We start from the raw sequence: 16,292 nt of genomic DNA, 5'->3' as shown, positions 1-16,292 counted from the left end.
CGCCTTACATGCTTAATATTTCCTTTATATCTTCCTCAGATAAACTGGAGAGCATCGTTTCACCGGGCTGGATCACCTGCTCAATCAGTTCCCGTTTTTTCTGCTGCAATTCATAAATTTTCTCCTCAATCGTTCCCTTTGTTATCAGTCTGATCACTTGAACGACGTTTTTTTGCCCGAAACGGTGCGCTCTTCCTGCTGCCTGATCTTCTACTGCAGGATTCCACCATAAGTCATACAAGATCACTGTATCGGCAGCCGTTAGGTTTAAGCCAGTGCCTCCCGCCTTTAGCGAAATGAGAAAAATAGATGTTTTTCCTTGATTAAACTGCTCACTCATTCTCAGCCGTTCTTGCGCAGGCGTCTGTCCATTCAGATAAAAATGTGAATAGTCTGCTTCATACAGTTTCTGTTGGATAATGTCCAGCATACTTGTAAATTGAGAAAAAATGAGAAGCTTCTTCCCATTTTCAAGAGATGTTTCAATGGTCTCCATCAGTTGCTCCAGTTTACCGGACTTGCCTTCATAGTTTTCCAAAAATAGAGAAGGGTGGCAGCATAATTGCCGGAGCCTTGTAATTCCTGCCAATATTTTCATCCTGCTTTTTTGAAAACCTTCTCCCTTGAGAGATGCAGCCGTTTCCTTCTGAATCCGCTGCAAATATCCGAGATACAGCTCCTTTTGTTCTTTGGAAAGCTCTGTAATATGGGTAGTTTCAATTTTTTCCGGAAGCTCTTTTAACACATCGGATTTTAACCTTCTTAAAATAAACGGTTTGATTAAGCGGGAGATTTTTTCCGGTTTCATTTTTTTAAATTCCTTTAAACCCGGAAACAGCCCCGGCATGATCGCTTGGAAAATGCCCCATAACTCTTCTACCGAATTTTCAATAGGCGTACCGCTCAAAGCAAATTTTCTCGTCGCACGTATCCGTCTTACTGCTGCGGCAGACTTTGTTGTATAGTTCTTGATAAATTGCGCTTCATCTAAAATCAGCGTATGAAACTGCTCATGTTGATATAAGTCAATATCTTGCCTTAACGTAGAATAAGAGGTAATGTATACATCCGCTTCGTCAGAGGCCAATATCTTTTCTCTTTCTTCCCGTGTACCGGCTATTACTGCTGTCCTGATAACCGGAGCGAATTTCCTCCATTCACTTTGCCAGTTATAGATAAGGGATGCCGGGGCTACAATCAAATGGCGCTTTTCCCCGTTTTCCGCCACTAAATAAGCAATGCTTTGCAATGTTTTTCCCAAGCCCATATCATCCGCTAAAATTCCGCCCAGATGATAATGGGACAATGAGCGGAACCATTGATAACCGGTTTTTTGGTATTCCCTCATTGAAGCCTTTAGGCCTTCAGGAAGAGGAAAGGTCTGCTCTTCGGGCCGTTTTAACCGGTCCAAAAGCTTTTTAAATGAGGAGTCATAATCCTTTCTGGTCTGAAGAGCTTCGTCAATTTGGACACCGCGATAGGTCGGAACACGGACGCTTCCCTGATCAAGTTCATGGCGATCCACATGCAAATCTTCAAAAAGCTCCTGCAACGATCGAAACTCCTCAGTTTCCAGCGATACATATCCTCCGTTTTTCATGCGATAATATCGCTTCTTCTCCATGGCCGTTTTCATCACGTCGGCTATTTCATCTTCATCGATCCCATCAAGCTGGAAACTAATCTCCAGCAGTCCGGCTGATTCTTCTGTTTGAATCCGTGTTTGTGGAACCGGCTGATCCGCCGAAACAATTGCACGGAGATGGTTAGTAAGGAATAATTCACAACGCTCACCCAATGCAGGCAGGATAACAAACAGAAAATCATAAAGCTCTTCCTCATCCAATTGGAGGTGAAGTTCCTTTCCGTTATATTTCAACCCTGCATTTTCGATGATATGCATGATCTCCTTCTCTTTTTCGACATCCCGGATTAAAATCTTTCCATCCTCTTCGTGCTGATGAAAAGGATCTACAACCAGACCGCCATAATGATATTCCAGCCTTGCTGTGATGGTGTCATCTACCAAATCAATATACGCTTTGGCAGTGAGGGGAACCTGAATGATTTGCTCTTTTACCTGCTCGGCAACCTCAACCGTCCCCAGCTTTTTCAGTTGTGGAAGCACTTCTGATACAAACGCATCCGCCTGGTCTGCAGCAATGGAAATGACACTGTTTCTCTTTTGGATTTTAATCATTTTTTCAATAAAAGGAAGTAAATCCGCCTCTGGAAAATAAATTTTACCTTCCAAAAAAACCATCTCATACGGCTCCATGTATACCGCATGGGCCACCTCCGGGAGTTTTAATTCCAAATCGTTTTTTTCGCTCTTACCCAGCTCATATTGGAAAGGAAAATCGTCCTCCATGATCTCAATCCTGTCAAACGTTTGCCCTCCCAGTTTCCCGGTTACATGTCTGCCGGCTATTTTATCCAGCAATGACCGGGCAAACAATGGCGGAATCATGATCGATCTTGGCGTAGAAAAAATCGAGTGATTTGAATAATATGTCTTCATGCCTTCTGCATACAGCTTCTCATTTTCAATGAGCAAATGGAGTTCATGTAAAATATCCCTGTCCAACGGATCGACCTTATGGTCTTCCGGGCTGTAGGTAAACTTTTTTGTAAAAGGATGCTCCTGCCCGTTCTTGACATTTTGAATAAATTCCTCTGCATCTCTAACAACGTATGCATGATCGATCCCAGCCCTCAGTTCAATAAAAAGTGCATGAGGGTTGGAAAAATCCAGGTGATATTCTAATTTTAACGGCTTTGTCCCGATAACTGGCATGGAATACCCTGTTAAGACTGTCTCGTCCACCAATTGAATGAGGTCAGCTGCAGCATGGTATTTCCCGCCATATGACCTGCCGTAATCTTTCATCACCTCGTCTTGTTTCTCACAAATTTCAAGCATGGCGGCTACAATATGTTTACATTCATAATATTTTTCAAATGCCTGACAATCACAGTACACCGCAATATTTTCCGGCAGTTTGCTTACATTAACCTCCACCAGATAAGGTTCAGTTCCTTGAACATACGTCTGGCAAACTCCGCTGCTATCATCAAAATTCAGTCTGCCTACTCGGCCCTGAAAATAGTATTCTCTTCCCCGCCTGTAAATGGTCGGGTGAAACATTTCTGCCACTTGGTTCTTTTGTAAAAGTGCCAAAATGCCATAAACCCTTCTTTCTATCCCATATAATCTATAATGTATTTTTATTGCTTTTTTAATGAATATCCCATCTATTTTATCATAATTTCACCTTCATTCCTATTTGTTGAAAATCAGGTTGTTTGCCCTTATATAAACCGGGAATGAAGGTAAAAGAAACGTCAAATCAGGGGGTATTCATTCTTGGCAGACCATCAGATTCAGCATAGGTTGGACTTTTTGAAAAATGTATCTGTCATGGATATCATTCTGTTTTTTATTTATGCCTTGTTGATTTTTGGAACCAAATCACTCATTTTATTTATTATCCGAAAAATATATCGGTCAGAAAACTCTAAAAACAATTTCATTCCTACAGCAGAATCCATTCTCAATTGGCTGGCATTCTATGGTACGATCATTTTATTTATCTTTTACTTTTCAAAAGAGAAATGGCTGTTTGCACCAATTTATTCGGTAAAAGGAATTAACGTTTCCCTATTTTTGATTTTGGTAGCCTTTATGATCATCACGCTTGCGAACCGTTTGGTCCAAGCGTTTAACTCCTATATTATGCCGCTGGCTTATAATCGATTCAATATAGATATAGGTACCCGCTACACGATTAATCGTCTCCTCTACTATACCGTCATGATTATTGCTGTCATTTCAAGCCTTGCCATTGTAGGCTTCAACTGGAGGGCTATTGCTGTTGTATTAAGCACACTTGGGATTGGAATAGGTTTTGGGCTCAGGAACGTGGCAGCCAACTTTGTATCAGGACTAATTATTCTGTTTGAGCAGCCTTTGGAAGTGGGAGAAGTCATTGAAGTGGATGGCCAAAAAGGGGTTGTTACAAAAATTAAACTCCGCTCCACTTCTGTAAAACTATATAAAGAAGGGACACTTGTCATCCCCAACCAGTATCTGATTGAAAATATGGTAAAAAACTTTGCGGATGAAAAGCTCTGCACGGATATTTCCGTTGCCGTGGCTTATGGAACCGATACAAAGAAAGCAGAGGCTTTATTACATGAAGCCGCTGTGCTGGCAACAGAAGGAGAAGAAGGCGTTTTGCAAACTCCCCCTCCTGTTGTTACATTCAAGGACATAAAGGAAGGAAGCCTGATATTCTCCGTAGAAATTCCTTTACAAAATGCCCGGATGAAGGAAACGATCGAAAGCAAAGTGAGGCATCTCATCATTTCATCTTTTTATAAGAACAAGATTCAAGTGGCGGACTATATCATGGAGGAAAATTTATCAAGCAGTAAAGGTGATTGACAGGAAATTTTTTGGGATAATAACATTAGTGGAAGCACTTGTTTAAGACTTTGACGGCAGAACCCTGGCACGACAGCTGTTGTACGACTGTTAAAAAAGGGGCCTGCAGCTCAAATTCTTGAACTTGACATTCACCTGAATCTACGCGAAAGGATGATAAAAATGGAAGAGCTCAAACAAATCATAACTGAAGAAGAATGGAAAAACATATTAAATGAATCAAAGGAAAAGCCTGTTTTTATGTTTAAACATAGCAATACCTGTCCGATTAGTGCGAATGCCTATAAAGAGTACCAGGAGTTTTCAACAGATTTGGATAAATATTATTTAATTGTCAGTGAAAGCCGCCCGGTTTCCAATCAAGTGGCGGACGACCTGCAAATCAAGCACGAATCACCGCAAATTTTCCTTCTAAAAGATGGAAAAGCCACCTGGAATACATCTCATTGGAACATTACAGGTGATAATATGAAAGAAGCTTTGGAAAGTAACAAATAATCCGATATACGATCAAATAAGCGGGTGATGATATCAGATCTTCACCTTGCTTATTTGGGTTATTATCCCGGACCGCTTCCTTCTGAAGATTTCAGATGAAGGCAAAATCCAGGGGAGGTTTGAGTGCCATCTTCGAACCGGTGGCCCCCGGTTTATTGATTAGCCAGTTGTTTCAATGCTTCTTTCATGACTTGTACACCATTGACACAATCCGGAAGTGATGTCCATTCTTCCGGAGAATGACTTTTCCCCCGATGGCTGGGAACAAATATCATTCCCGATGGTACGTATTTCCCCATAATCATGGCATCATGTCCCGCCCCGCTGGGAATATTCAGCGTAGATAGCCCGCTCTTTTCAGCGGCGGAACGAACAGCATCCTGAATGCTGTCAGGTACCAAAACGGGAGGGATATTTACTTCTTCTCTGACCTTTACTTCAAGTCCTCGCCTGTCTGCAATATCCTGAGCAGCTCTCTTCATATCCTGCAGCATTTGTTCCCTTGCCTCTATATGTATATCTCTGGCGTCTACCATTACTTCGGTCTTACCCGCAATAACATTGGTCCCGTTAGGAAAAATATTCATTTTTCCTACGGTTGCCACTGCTGTCTCACTATAGGATCCCGGTAACTTTTCCACAACTGTTATAAATTCTCCAGCAGCTGCCACCGTATCTTTTCTATATTCCATCGGAGTATTTCCGGCATGATCTGTTTCCCCGTAAAAAGTATATGATGTCCATACCGGTCCTGCAATGCCGTTGACTACGCCAATATTTTTGCCTTTAGTCTCCAATCTTTTTCCCTGCTCAATATGCAGTTCCAAAAACGCGTAAATTTCTTCCGGATCACGAAAAGCAGAAGAAATTTTCTCAGGGTCAAAGCCGTTCTTTACCATCGCATCATATAAACTGATTCCTTGTTGATCCTTCAAACGCTTTAAATCTTCCTTTTTGACTTCGCCCATGAATGTCCTGCTGCCAAACAGGCTATTATTAAATCGTGCCCCTTCTTCATCAACAAATACAGCGACTTCGACTGACCTTTTAAGCCTGGAATTGGTTTGAATGAGCGCCTTGACGGCTAATAGGCTGCTCAAGCACCCTAGCGGACCGTCAAAAGCACCACCATTGGGAACACTATCCAAATGGGAGCCTGTCAACACTGCCGGAAGCTCTGGATGTTCTCCTTCCAGCCTTCCAAACAAATTTCCGATCGCATCCTCATAGACTGTTAAGCCGATGTCTTCCATCCATTCTTTAAAACGCTGCTTCGCCTCTTTTTCTTCTTCCGTATAAGGGAATCGGGATACACCCCCTTGATCTGTACGGCCAATATCGGCAATCTCCGATAATTTTTCAGCCAGTTCGATTGGATCGATACCTTCATAAGAAGTACAATGTTCCTGGTCATCCAGCAATCGCACCTTAGAAAAAACCTTTTCCAATATCCACACCGCTTTCTAAAGATATGTTATACATAGTAGGATACAGGATGGAAGATGCACGGACAAAAGATACATATTTTCTTTTTCGCTAAAGATGTGTAAAATAAGAGTAATTATATCAGAATGTTCAATAAATAGAGGTGTGTGTATGATTAGCCTGAACCCTGGTGATATAAGCGGAAAAGAGATGTACAAACTGATGGCAGGAGCGATTGTTCCACGGCCTATTGCCTTCGTGACAACTTCGTCTACCGTGAATGGAATTGTAAACGCAGCACCTTTTAGCTTTTTCAACGCCGTCAGCACCGACCCTCCCCTCATTTCCCTGTCCATAGACAGGAGGAAAGGAAACAGAATGAAGGATACGGCACGCAACGCCATAGAAAACGGTGAGTTGGTTGTACATATCGGGACAGAAGAAATCATTCGGGACATCAACGAAACAGCAGCACTCCTTCCTGCCGCAAGGAGTGAGCTGGAATTGACTGGGCTGAATACGACAGAAAGCACAAAAGTTAGTGTTCCGGGTATTCGGGAGGCGAAAGTACGCTTTGAGTGCCTGCTGGACCAGCATCATGAAATTAAAAATGATGATGGGTTGACTGTTTTGGATTTCCTATTGGCTCGAATTATCTGCGTGCATATCGATCAGGAAGTGTATGATCCTGATAAGGGGTATGTATGTACAGAAACTCTGAAACCTGTAGCCCGCCTGGCAGGGACTGATTACGCATTGATCAGGGAAGTATTCAGCCTAAATAAAGCAGAGTAATTTTTTATAGGTGATGGGGACAATAAATATTGAAAAACACATGTAAGGAGGGTCCCCATGCAAGGTGATGACCGAGAAAAGACAGACTACACGCCCCATTTCAAGCAGAAAAGAAAACCAATAGATGAAACTTTGGAGTGGAGCCCGACGGGATATGGATTTATAGCATCTGTTTCTTCTAACGATACACAGGACGATTCAAGAGACGATTAATGCGAAAGGATGAAAAGTATGGGCAAATGGAATGAAGAAGCTGCACCGAATAATAATATGACGAGAGCAGACGTCCGATACTCCATGAAAAACCGAAAACACAACAACGAAATCCCCGAGCAAACGAAAAGAAATGAACGTTATCAAAATAATAAACACCTTTGACAACAAAAGACTGGATGATCTCTGATCACCCAGTCTGTTTTAATATTTATTAACAATCAAAAGCCTAGGATTCTTCCCCAATCACAGCTTGAGCAATGTTGGCGGAATGGTCTCCGATTCTTTCCAGATTGCTGACGATATCAACATAAACAATCCCGGCTGTACCCGTACACTGATTTTCATTAAGGCGCTGAATATGTTTTTTCCGAAGATCCCTCTCCATTTTATTAATCAGCCGCTCATTCGCCAAAACGCCTCTTGCCTGAGACTCATTATCGTCTTGAAGCGATTGAAGGGCTTGACGAAGGGTCGAAGCCGTCAGTTCAAACATCCTCTCTAAATCGTCCCGTGCCGGTTCTGAAAATTTAACTTTATTTTTATCTTGGATATCCACCAGTTCCATAATATTTTCGATATGGTCCCCGATGCGTTCCAGGTCAATAACTGTATTTAATAAAGAGCTGTGTGTCTTTAAATCTTGATCCGAAAGGGAATGATATGATATTTGTACGAGATAGTCTGTGATTAACTTATCCAGATTGTTCAGGGCATCCTCAATTTGAGGAAGTACATCCCGATGTTTTTTCCCTTTAGTCTGATAGTAATCAGTAACCTCTTTAAGCCCCTGCTCCGTAATTTTACCCATACGCATAACTTCCTTTTTCCCCTGTCCGAGGGCAATGGATGGAGACTGTCGAATAAACTTTTCCCCTAGATGGACTGGCTTATATTCAATCATTGTATCCTCGCCCGGAATCAGTTTTGTCACAATCCATGCCAGCACAGCAATGAAAGGAAATTGAATGATGGTATTTGCTATATTAAATGTTCCGTGGGCAAAGGCAATGGTCATCTTTGGATTCAAATCCAAAGCTGCCTGCAAATATTCAATAAAATTCGAATATGGGATAAACAAAATGAGAGCAATGGTCGTACCTATTACGTTAAACATCACGTGAGTCAGTGCCGCACGCCTCGCAGCAACCGTTGCACCAATGGATGCCAACACAGCAGTAATCGTTGTTCCAATATTATCACCAAACAAGATAGGCAAGGCTGCATGAAGGGAGATGGCACCTTGATCGTACAGTGTTTGAAGAAGTGCAATGGAAGCTGATGAACTTTGGACAATCACTGTAAAAATAGTACCAATCAATACCCCAAGAAGTGTATGTTCACTCAGACTTACAGTTAAATCCGTAAAAAATTGCGCACTGCGGAGCGGCTTCATCGCGTCTCCCATCAGACTCAAGCCATAAAACAAGGCTCCAAATCCGAAAAACACAGACCCGATATTATTAATCTTATGATTTTTAAAAAAGAAAATAAGAAAAGTACCAAGTGCAATTATCGGCAAGGCATACTCTGAAATATCAATCCCAATAATGAACGCTGTAACGGTTGTTCCGATATTAGCGCCCATAATGACTCCAATGGCCTGCCGCAGTGTCATAAAACCTGCTGTAACGAGCCCGATTGTCAGTACCGTTGTTCCGGAACTGGACTGAATGAGGCCTGTCACAATAATACCGGTTAAAACACCCAAAAATGGGTTGGTCGTAAATCGGTCAAGCAAATCACGGAGTCTGTCACCAGCAACTTTCTGCAGACCGTCCCCCATCGTTTTTATGCCATAGAGAAAGATCCCCAGTCCTCCGAAAAACATGAAAAGTAATGTTTGCAAGTCCATTTCTTCAGCCCTTTTTTTACGTCTTTCGACAGTATTTTATCCCTTCCTCATAATAATTAAGAAATTGTAAAAAGTAAATGAAAGTAATGTAAAGATTTTGTTACAACGATCAAAAAACATTTATACCCCATATCCCTTTCAACTCAATGTTTATGTATGTTCGCACGTCTTTCTTTCACTTGAAGTATCTTTACACTTTTGGTGCTTTTCTTTACAAACCAACATTTTTCAACGCCGCATACCTGATTTAGGCCTGTGAGTCAGCAATCTTAGCAATTGTTTACTTTTCCCCTACCCTCTTATTCTTTAAACGGATCTTAAGGGACTGTTTTCCGGAATCACTTCAGCTATATGTAGATGCTTGGGAGTATCAAGATCCACTCGGTCCAGGAGCCTGGTTATGAAGTCATTAGGACTTTTTTGAATCCGGCTTGGCGACCGGCCCCTATTTTTATCGGCATTCAGGGGGCCTTGAGCCAATCATCGCCGCCTAATAATATTTTAATAAGCGCTGCCGGGCTCCTTGCCCCAGGCTTGAGCCGGAACTATGTTTCAGTTCAACAAAGGATGATTCTTAAGACACATTCCTCTATGCATGCAGCTATATTTTCTTATTGTTGTACTTTTGCCTGCCAAATATCCCGCTAAACGTACAAAAAAGCATTCCCATTCGGAATGCTTTTAACAAATATTCAACCCATCAATTTGGATGCGACCGTTTTTGCTTTAATGATATCTTTTGTTCCGTGGACAAGCATGCGGCCGTCACGGAATAAAACCACACGGTGCCCATCAAATCGGCAAGCTATTAAATGTTTATTTGAAATTAGATCCGTAACGATCGGACTGATCGATTCAGCCATTTCCCGCAACTCTAAATTCCTGCTGCGTGACAATGTTAATTGGACGGTATCCCGCCCGCACAATACTGCTGTTTTCGTCTGATTTTTTTTCGATAAAAACGGATAATCAGCCTGTTTGGAACAGCTTGGGCAATCCTTTCGGCGGAGAGTAGCCACATCAATTGCCGCCTGATCTCCTGACCACAAGTCAAAAGACTTCAACCGGTTGTCCACTTTTTCTCCTACTATATATTTAAATACATTTGTTACTTGATGTGCGGCCACCACTTGAACAATCGGGCTGATGACGCCTGCTGTATCACAAGTAAGCGTTTGTGGGGGCAGCGTATCAAGCAGGCAATGCAGACAAGGGAAGTCTCCCAACCCGATAGAATAGGTCAGGCCATAGCTGGCAACAATAGCTCCCATAAAAAAGGGTATTCCTCTTTTCAAGGCAGCATCATTCATCAATAACCTGGTCTCAATATTGTCCGTTGCATCCACAATCAGTGTTTTTCCCTTCGTCAGTTCCTCTGCATTGTCTGCTGTTACATCGGCAATAATCGTTTCTACTTCGACCCAACTGTTGATCTCACTTAGGCGCTTCTTGGCAGCTGCTGCCTTCGGCAGCTGGTCCTTAACGTCCTGCTCCGTGTATAGCTGCTGCCGCTGCAAATTACTCCAGTCCAAAATATCCCGGTCTACAATTGTAAGGCGCCCTATGCCTGAGCGGACAAGCATTTCTGCATTGGCGGATCCGAGTGCGCCTGCTCCGATAATCAATGCATGGGCTTGTCCGATCTTTTTTTGGCCCTCGCTGCCAATTGGCTCAAACAACTCCTGCCTGGAATATCGATCCATCAATTTGGAAGCAACCCTTCCATTGGACTGCTTGCGACCGCATAATCCCTTTCCTCAATTCTTCCCGCTTCAAATCCAAGACGGCCTGCTTTGATTGCCAGCTTCATTGCCTCAGCCATTTTTACAGGGTCTTTGGCACCTGAAACAGCAGTATTTAACAGGACAGCATCTGCCCCAAGTTCCATGGCATAGGCCGCGTCTTTGGGTGAGCCAATTCCCGCATCTATAATCACAGGCACTGTCGACTGTTCAATAATAAATTTTAAATTGAGAGGGTTAAGTATCCCTTTTCCTGATCCGATCGGAGAAGCTCCCGGCATGACTGCGTGCACACCCAGTTCTTCAAGCCTTCTCGCCAATACCACATCATCTGAAGTATAGGCAAGAACAGTAAAGCCCTCTTCCAACAACAATTCTGAAGCTCTTAACGTTTCAACAGGATCCGGCAGCAGAGTACGGTCACAGCCGATCACTTCCACTTTTACCATGTCACATAATCCAGAAGCTTTCGCCAGCTTTGCAGTTCTGACAGCTTCCTCTGCCGTACTTGCTCCTGCCGTGTTCGGAAGCAGCGTATACTTTTCTAAATCCAGCATTTCCAAAAAATTTGGCTGAGAGGGTTCAAATACATTCATCCTTCTAACAGCAAACGTTAATATTTCGGCCTCCGAGACTCGTACAGCTTCTTTTTGAATCTCAAACGAAGGATATTTCCCTGTTCCCAATAACAGTCTTGACCGAAAGGTCTTTTCCCCGATTTTTAACATCTTCATCCTCCTCCAACAAAATGGATCATTTCGACTTCATCCCGATCCCTGATTGGGCGGTCATATTCTTCTTTTTGAATAATTTCTTTATTGACCTCAACAATTACAATACGTTTGGATAGTTCCAAATGCTCCAGAAGCTGCGCAATATTGGTTACCCCGGCAGGCAGCTTATAATCGTTTCCATTTAATGTAATAGTCATTCCATTCAATTCCTTTCAACTGAATGTTGTAATCGGCAGGCTTCACTATACTCTTTAGCGGCGGCATATGGTGTGGGACTGTCAAAAATTCCGGACATGATCGCTGCACCTTTTATTTGAACCTCGTGAAGTTCCTTCAAGTGAAACGGTTTGATTCCTCCTATTGCGTATATGTTGGAGGTCACCGTACCGGCAATCCTTTGTAATTCCTGAAAACCGCGGGCAGGAACCCCTTTTTTACAGTCCGTTTCAAAAACATGTCCATATATAAGCCAATCAGCGCCTGCCCCGATGGCTTCTGCAGCCTCCTTGAGCGAGTGAACCGACCTGCCGGCCTGAATATCAGGAAAACATGATTTTACTTGCTGCACTTCTAATCCATGGCCAGGAAGCTGCACTCGCTTAATTCCCGCAGCCACTGCCACATCCACCCTGTCATTCATAATCAACTTGTCTTTTTCGATGCCGGCATGGGTTAAATAACCCATGAGCTTTATGATATCCGCAGCAGTTTTTGACCTTTCCCTTATGATGAAGTAATCAACTATTGGCGCTACTTCACACATGATACCTGCAAGCTGCTTAACCTCCAGCCGGTCATTGGTAACAGCCACTAATTCCACACCATCCCCCCCTTTATAAAAATGAAAAACCACTCTCGCATAGGAAAGTGGTATGATAAGCAATACAACATATCACTTCCCTACGCAGGCGCAAACCTGATCAGGTGATAAGGGTATCAGAGTGCCACTCTTCTCTCAGTCCTTTTGAAGGATTCCCCTAGCGTTTCACATATAAAAATGTTGATTACCATTATATTACCATGAAAACAAAAATTATGGAAGTATACGAAAGTTTCTAACAATAATAGAAAAATTTTATCATTTACTGCTTAACTGCTCATAAAACTGTTCATATATCCCTGCCATTGTAAAGTCCAGATTTGTTAATCCTTTTGCCCTCCATGAAGTAATTCTCACCGTTACCAACTTATAGTCAATCGATATAAAAGGGTGGTGCTGCCTTCTTTCAGACTCCTCAGCAATCTTTTGAACAAAAGATATCCCCGTCAAATAGTCTCTAAACCGATATTTTCGGACAATCCACCTTTCATCTAAGCGTTCCCAATCTTTATACTCAGCCAATTTATTACGAATTTCCTCTTCCGTCAATCTTTCCACTATTTCCCCCTCCTTTATCCAATCAGATCATTGGACGTTTCTTTATAAACATTCTATCATTTCCTTGAAGAGATATTGAAGGAGTGACTGTATTGATTTCTCCAACCGCCAAAAAGTTCCATGGAATCCCATTATCCGTTTTAGATTTAGCTCCAATTACAGAAGGAAGTGAGGCTTCCGATTCATTCAAGAATAGTGCAGAGCTTGCCCAGCACGTTGAAAAATGGGGGTTTAACCGTTACTGGCTGGCAGAACATCACAATATGCCGGGAATCGCCAGCTCGGCTACCTCTGTATTAATCGGACATATAGCAGGTGCCACCGAAACGATGCGCATCGGGTCCGGCGGGATTATGCTGCCAAACCATGCCCCGCTTGTCATAGCGGAACAGTTCGGTACACTTGAGTCGCTGTATCCGGGAAGGATAGACCTTGGTCTTGGTCGTGCACCCGGTACCGACCAGGCTACAGCATTTGCTTTGCGCCGGACATTAAACACGGGACCTGAAGAGTTTCCCCAGCAAGTGGAAGAGCTTCAAAATTATTTTAGCGGCCATCCGGCCGGCCATGTTCGCGCCTACCCCGGAAGAGGGCTGAATATCCCTATCTGGCTGCTGGGCTCCAGTGATTTCAGCGCCAGACTGTCTGCCCTTAAAGGATTGCCATTTTCCTTCGCCAGTCATTTTGCTCCACAATATACACTGGCCGCATTGAAGTTGTACAGAGATAACTTTCAGCCTTCCGAGACACTGGAAAAGCCGCATGCCATGGTAGGTGTTAATATCATTGCTGCCGATACAGAAGAACGGGCTCATTGGCTAGCCACTTCCCAGCAGCAGCAATTCCTCAGTCTTCGGAGAAACATGCCGACAAAATTGCTGCCGCCAATTGATAATATCGATGAGGTCTGGTCACCTTACGAACGGGCAGCAGTCGAACAAACTCTTGATAGCGGCTATACATTTGTCGGTACTGCTGAAATGATTAAAGAGAAGTTGGAAGAGTTAATCGATAATACCAAAGCGGACGAAGTCATTATCAATTCACAAATATTCTATCAGAAAGACCGTTTACGTTCATATGAAATTGTAGGAGAATTGATGGAATAGAGGTCTGTACGCCAAATAAACAGAGTAAGTTCCGGATAACATATTCAGAACTTACTCTGTTTTTAAAATGAACGGATGATTGATCTCCAAGATCTTCAAACAGGGATCGTTTTGTCCGGCTCAGACTGATAGGATATTCTAGTTCCGCTGCCTTGTACGAGTACAAATGAGCGGCAGAACCAGGAAGCCTCTTGCAGTTATATTTTGCTGAAAAAACGCGAGCTTCTTTAAGAATATCGCGTTTCTAAGCCTGCTGAGTACCATCGGGCAGGGATGAATCAATTTATTCGGAAGACAAAATGAATACGTTTGAGCCGTCCCGTCCAGCTTTGCGCAAATAAACAAGTACACTAAGGACTTTCCTATTTTTTATCTCATAGCTGGGGAGTCCATGGTTTAGCTTCAACCCCTCTGCTTCCCCATTGCGCTTCTAGCCAGCCTCCCTTGAGTATCAGCTCATTTGTCTGTCCTGAACAAGGCATTTACGCATGTCTGTCAGGTTTGCCGGTCACTCATCATGCACTTCCATTTTTTTGCTTACCATACTGCTATCGCTCCGTCCGTCCTTGATTCCGTTCCAGCAATCATGACCCCTGTGTCCGGATTTCTCCAAATAATTTGCCCACGGCCAAAATTATTTGTTTCCAAAGCAATTCGTATATCATGTCCACGGCGTGCCAAGCCTTCCGCAAAATGATGGGGAAAACGATTTTCCACTTCAATTGTTTTTTCTCCAATCCACTGCCAGCGCGGCGCGTCAAGGGCAGCCTGAGGATGGAGGCCAAAATCAATAGAATTCATAATGACTTGGACATGTCCCTGGGGCTGCATAAAACCTCCCATTACACCGAAAGGACCTACAGCCTGACCTCCTTTTGTCAAAAATCCGGGGATTATGGTATGGAACGTTTTCTTTCCGCCCTCCAAGGCATTCACATGTTCCGGATTCAATGAAAAGTTGTTCCCGCGATTCTGAAGGGCAATGCCCGTACCAGGCACCACCAGACCTGAACCGAATCCCATATAGTTACTTTGAATAAAAGAAACCATATTTCCTTCTTTGTCTGCAGCAGCCAGATAGACGGTACCTCCTGCATTTGGCTCACCGGGTTCCGGCAGGCAAGCTTCCTCCGTAATCAGCCTGCGCCTCTCCTCAGCATAAGCTTCGCTTAAAATCTCCTCAACCGAATATCTCATATACTCCGGTTCTGTTACATGCTGATACCCGTCAACATAAGCGAGTTTCATTGCTTCAATTTGTTTGTGATATGTATCAAGCGATTCTTTAGCAGTAAATTCAAACCCTTTTAATATATTAAGGGCTTGGAGGGCAACAATGCCTTGGCCATTTGGCGGAATCTCCCACACATCATATCCGCGGTAATGAATACTGATCGGGTCTACCCATTCCGCCTTGTATTCCGCCAGATCCTCCTCAGTCAGGAAGCCTCCTGTTTCTTTTGCGAATGCCGCAATTTTCTCCGCCAGCTCTCCGCGATAAAATGATTCTCCATTCGTTTCGGCTATAGACCGCAAGGTATCCGCGTGATCCTGTGATCTCCAAACATCTCCCGGAGCAGGAGCATGCCCCTCTGGAGTAAATGTATCAAACCACGGTTTAAAGACATCATCCTTAAAAATCTCCTTGTACTCCACAAAGGCTTTCTTCCAAAATCGGCTTAACGTCGGTGACACCGGATAGCCTTCCTCTGCATAAGCAATTGCATCTTTCAAAACCTCTGTCAGCGAAAGCTTACCAAACCGCCTGGAAAGCTCAGCCCATGCTCCGGGCACTCCAGGAACTGTAACCGGAAGCCACCCATGCTTTGGCATTTGGTCATATCCCAATTCTTTTACTTTTTCAATGGACAAACTTTTAGGCGCCCTTCCGCTCCCATTTAACCCATGAAGTTTTCCATTCGTCCATACAAGTGCAAATGCATCTCCGCCAATCCCATTGGATGTCGGTTCACAAACTGTCAGACATGCTGCTGTTGCAATAGCCGCATCTATTGCATTACCGCCTCTTTGTAAAATTTCCAGTCCTGCCTGGGCAGCAAGAGGCTGCGAGGTAGCAACTACTCCATTCATAGCAT

The 16,292-nt window shown here is 43.3% G+C and carries 15 protein-coding genes and 1 riboswitch; of the genes, 6 read left to right on the top strand and 9 right to left on the bottom strand.

Annotated features, from left to right (window positions below):
- Window positions 1–4: 4 nt before the first annotated feature.
- On the bottom strand, window positions 5–3,181 hold the full coding sequence (locus ACFSCZ_RS04510; RefSeq protein ID WP_380772576.1) for a DEAD/DEAH box helicase: 3,177 nt from the start codon (window positions 3,179–3,181) through the stop codon (window positions 5–7).
- Window positions 3,182–3,367: 186 nt separating this feature from the next.
- Between ACFSCZ_RS04510 and ACFSCZ_RS04505 the strand changes: the two genes are divergently transcribed.
- Window positions 3,368–4,447 (top strand): mechanosensitive ion channel family protein, encoded by a 1,080-nt coding sequence (locus ACFSCZ_RS04505; RefSeq protein WP_380772575.1) that lies wholly within the window; start codon window positions 3,368–3,370, stop codon window positions 4,445–4,447.
- A 162-nt stretch (window positions 4,448–4,609) separates the two neighbouring features.
- Window positions 4,610–4,945, top strand: coding sequence for a bacillithiol system redox-active protein YtxJ (gene ytxJ / locus ACFSCZ_RS04500; RefSeq protein ID WP_380772574.1), 336 nt, complete (start codon window positions 4,610–4,612; stop codon window positions 4,943–4,945).
- 152 nt (window positions 4,946–5,097) lie between these two features.
- On the opposite strand, the gene ACFSCZ_RS04495 is transcribed toward ytxJ, so the two are convergent.
- Window positions 5,098–6,402 carry a Zn-dependent hydrolase gene (locus tag ACFSCZ_RS04495; RefSeq protein WP_380772573.1) on the bottom strand — a complete coding sequence of 435 codons (1,305 nt, stop codon included), beginning with the start codon at window positions 6,400–6,402 and terminating at the stop codon, window positions 5,098–5,100.
- Between the two features lie 139 nt (window positions 6,403–6,541).
- Between ACFSCZ_RS04495 and ACFSCZ_RS04490 the strand changes: the two genes are divergently transcribed.
- Genes ACFSCZ_RS04490 through ACFSCZ_RS04480 form a run of 3 tightly spaced genes read left to right on the top strand, consistent with a single transcriptional unit; the run spans window position 6,542 to window position 7,543 of the window.
- Window positions 6,542–7,165, top strand: a complete 624-nt coding sequence (locus ACFSCZ_RS04490) for a flavin reductase family protein (protein ID WP_380772572.1) — start codon at window positions 6,542–6,544, stop codon at window positions 7,163–7,165.
- A gap of 57 nt (window positions 7,166–7,222) precedes the next feature.
- Window positions 7,223–7,378: a hypothetical protein gene (locus ACFSCZ_RS04485; RefSeq protein WP_380772571.1), complete on the top strand. Its 156-nt coding sequence runs from the start codon at window positions 7,223–7,225 to the stop codon at window positions 7,376–7,378.
- 18 nt (window positions 7,379–7,396) lie between these two features.
- Window positions 7,397–7,543 (top strand): hypothetical protein, encoded by a 147-nt coding sequence (locus ACFSCZ_RS04480; RefSeq protein ID WP_380772570.1) that lies wholly within the window; start codon window positions 7,397–7,399, stop codon window positions 7,541–7,543.
- A 64-nt stretch (window positions 7,544–7,607) separates the two neighbouring features.
- On the opposite strand, the gene ACFSCZ_RS04475 is transcribed toward ACFSCZ_RS04480, so the two are convergent.
- The 6 genes from ACFSCZ_RS04475 to ACFSCZ_RS04450 form a co-directional block, all read right to left on the bottom strand.
- Window positions 7,608–9,233 (bottom strand): Na/Pi cotransporter family protein, encoded by a 1,626-nt coding sequence (locus tag ACFSCZ_RS04475; RefSeq protein ID WP_380772569.1) that lies wholly within the window; start codon window positions 9,231–9,233, stop codon window positions 7,608–7,610.
- Between the two features lie 692 nt (window positions 9,234–9,925).
- Window positions 9,926–10,939 (bottom strand): ThiF family adenylyltransferase, encoded by a 1,014-nt coding sequence (locus ACFSCZ_RS04470; RefSeq protein ID WP_380772568.1) that lies wholly within the window; start codon window positions 10,937–10,939, stop codon window positions 9,926–9,928.
- Window positions 10,936–11,709, bottom strand: coding sequence for a thiazole synthase (locus ACFSCZ_RS04465; protein WP_380772567.1), 774 nt, complete (start codon window positions 11,707–11,709; stop codon window positions 10,936–10,938). The genes ACFSCZ_RS04470 and ACFSCZ_RS04465 overlap by 4 nt, the downstream gene beginning before the upstream one ends.
- Window positions 11,706–11,906, bottom strand: coding sequence for a sulfur carrier protein ThiS (gene thiS, locus ACFSCZ_RS04460; protein WP_380772566.1), 201 nt, complete (start codon window positions 11,904–11,906; stop codon window positions 11,706–11,708). The genes ACFSCZ_RS04465 and thiS overlap by 4 nt, the downstream gene beginning before the upstream one ends.
- Before the next feature lie 5 nt (window positions 11,907–11,911).
- Window positions 11,912–12,529: a thiamine phosphate synthase gene (locus tag ACFSCZ_RS04455; RefSeq protein ID WP_380772565.1), complete on the bottom strand. Its 618-nt coding sequence runs from the start codon at window positions 12,527–12,529 to the stop codon at window positions 11,912–11,914.
- 60 nt (window positions 12,530–12,589) lie between these two features.
- A riboswitch (TPP riboswitch) is annotated at window positions 12,590–12,698 on the bottom strand.
- An 89-nt stretch (window positions 12,699–12,787) separates the two neighbouring features.
- Window positions 12,788–13,087 (bottom strand): 4a-hydroxytetrahydrobiopterin dehydratase, encoded by a 300-nt coding sequence (locus tag ACFSCZ_RS04450; RefSeq protein WP_380772564.1) that lies wholly within the window; start codon window positions 13,085–13,087, stop codon window positions 12,788–12,790.
- A 92-nt stretch (window positions 13,088–13,179) separates the two neighbouring features.
- On the opposite strand from ACFSCZ_RS04450, the gene ACFSCZ_RS04445 reads away from it, so the two are divergent.
- Window positions 13,180–14,196: an LLM class flavin-dependent oxidoreductase gene (locus ACFSCZ_RS04445; protein WP_380772563.1), complete on the top strand. Its 1,017-nt coding sequence runs from the start codon at window positions 13,180–13,182 to the stop codon at window positions 14,194–14,196.
- 537 nt (window positions 14,197–14,733) lie between these two features.
- Here the strand turns inward: ACFSCZ_RS04445 and ACFSCZ_RS04440 are convergent.
- The gene (locus tag ACFSCZ_RS04440) at window positions 14,734–16,287 is read right to left on the bottom strand and encodes a gamma-glutamyltransferase family protein (protein WP_380772612.1); all 1,554 of its coding nucleotides are present in this window, start codon (window positions 16,285–16,287) and stop codon (window positions 14,734–14,736) included.
- Window positions 16,288–16,292 lie beyond the last annotated feature (5 nt).

The sequence above is a fragment of the Siminovitchia sediminis genome, assembly GCF_042680885.1.
GTDB lineage: Bacteria > Bacillota > Bacilli > Bacillales > Bacillaceae_C > Siminovitchia > Siminovitchia sediminis.
The sequence above is the reverse complement of the archived record's forward strand: the minus strand, read 5'-3'. Positions and strand labels throughout refer to the sequence as shown.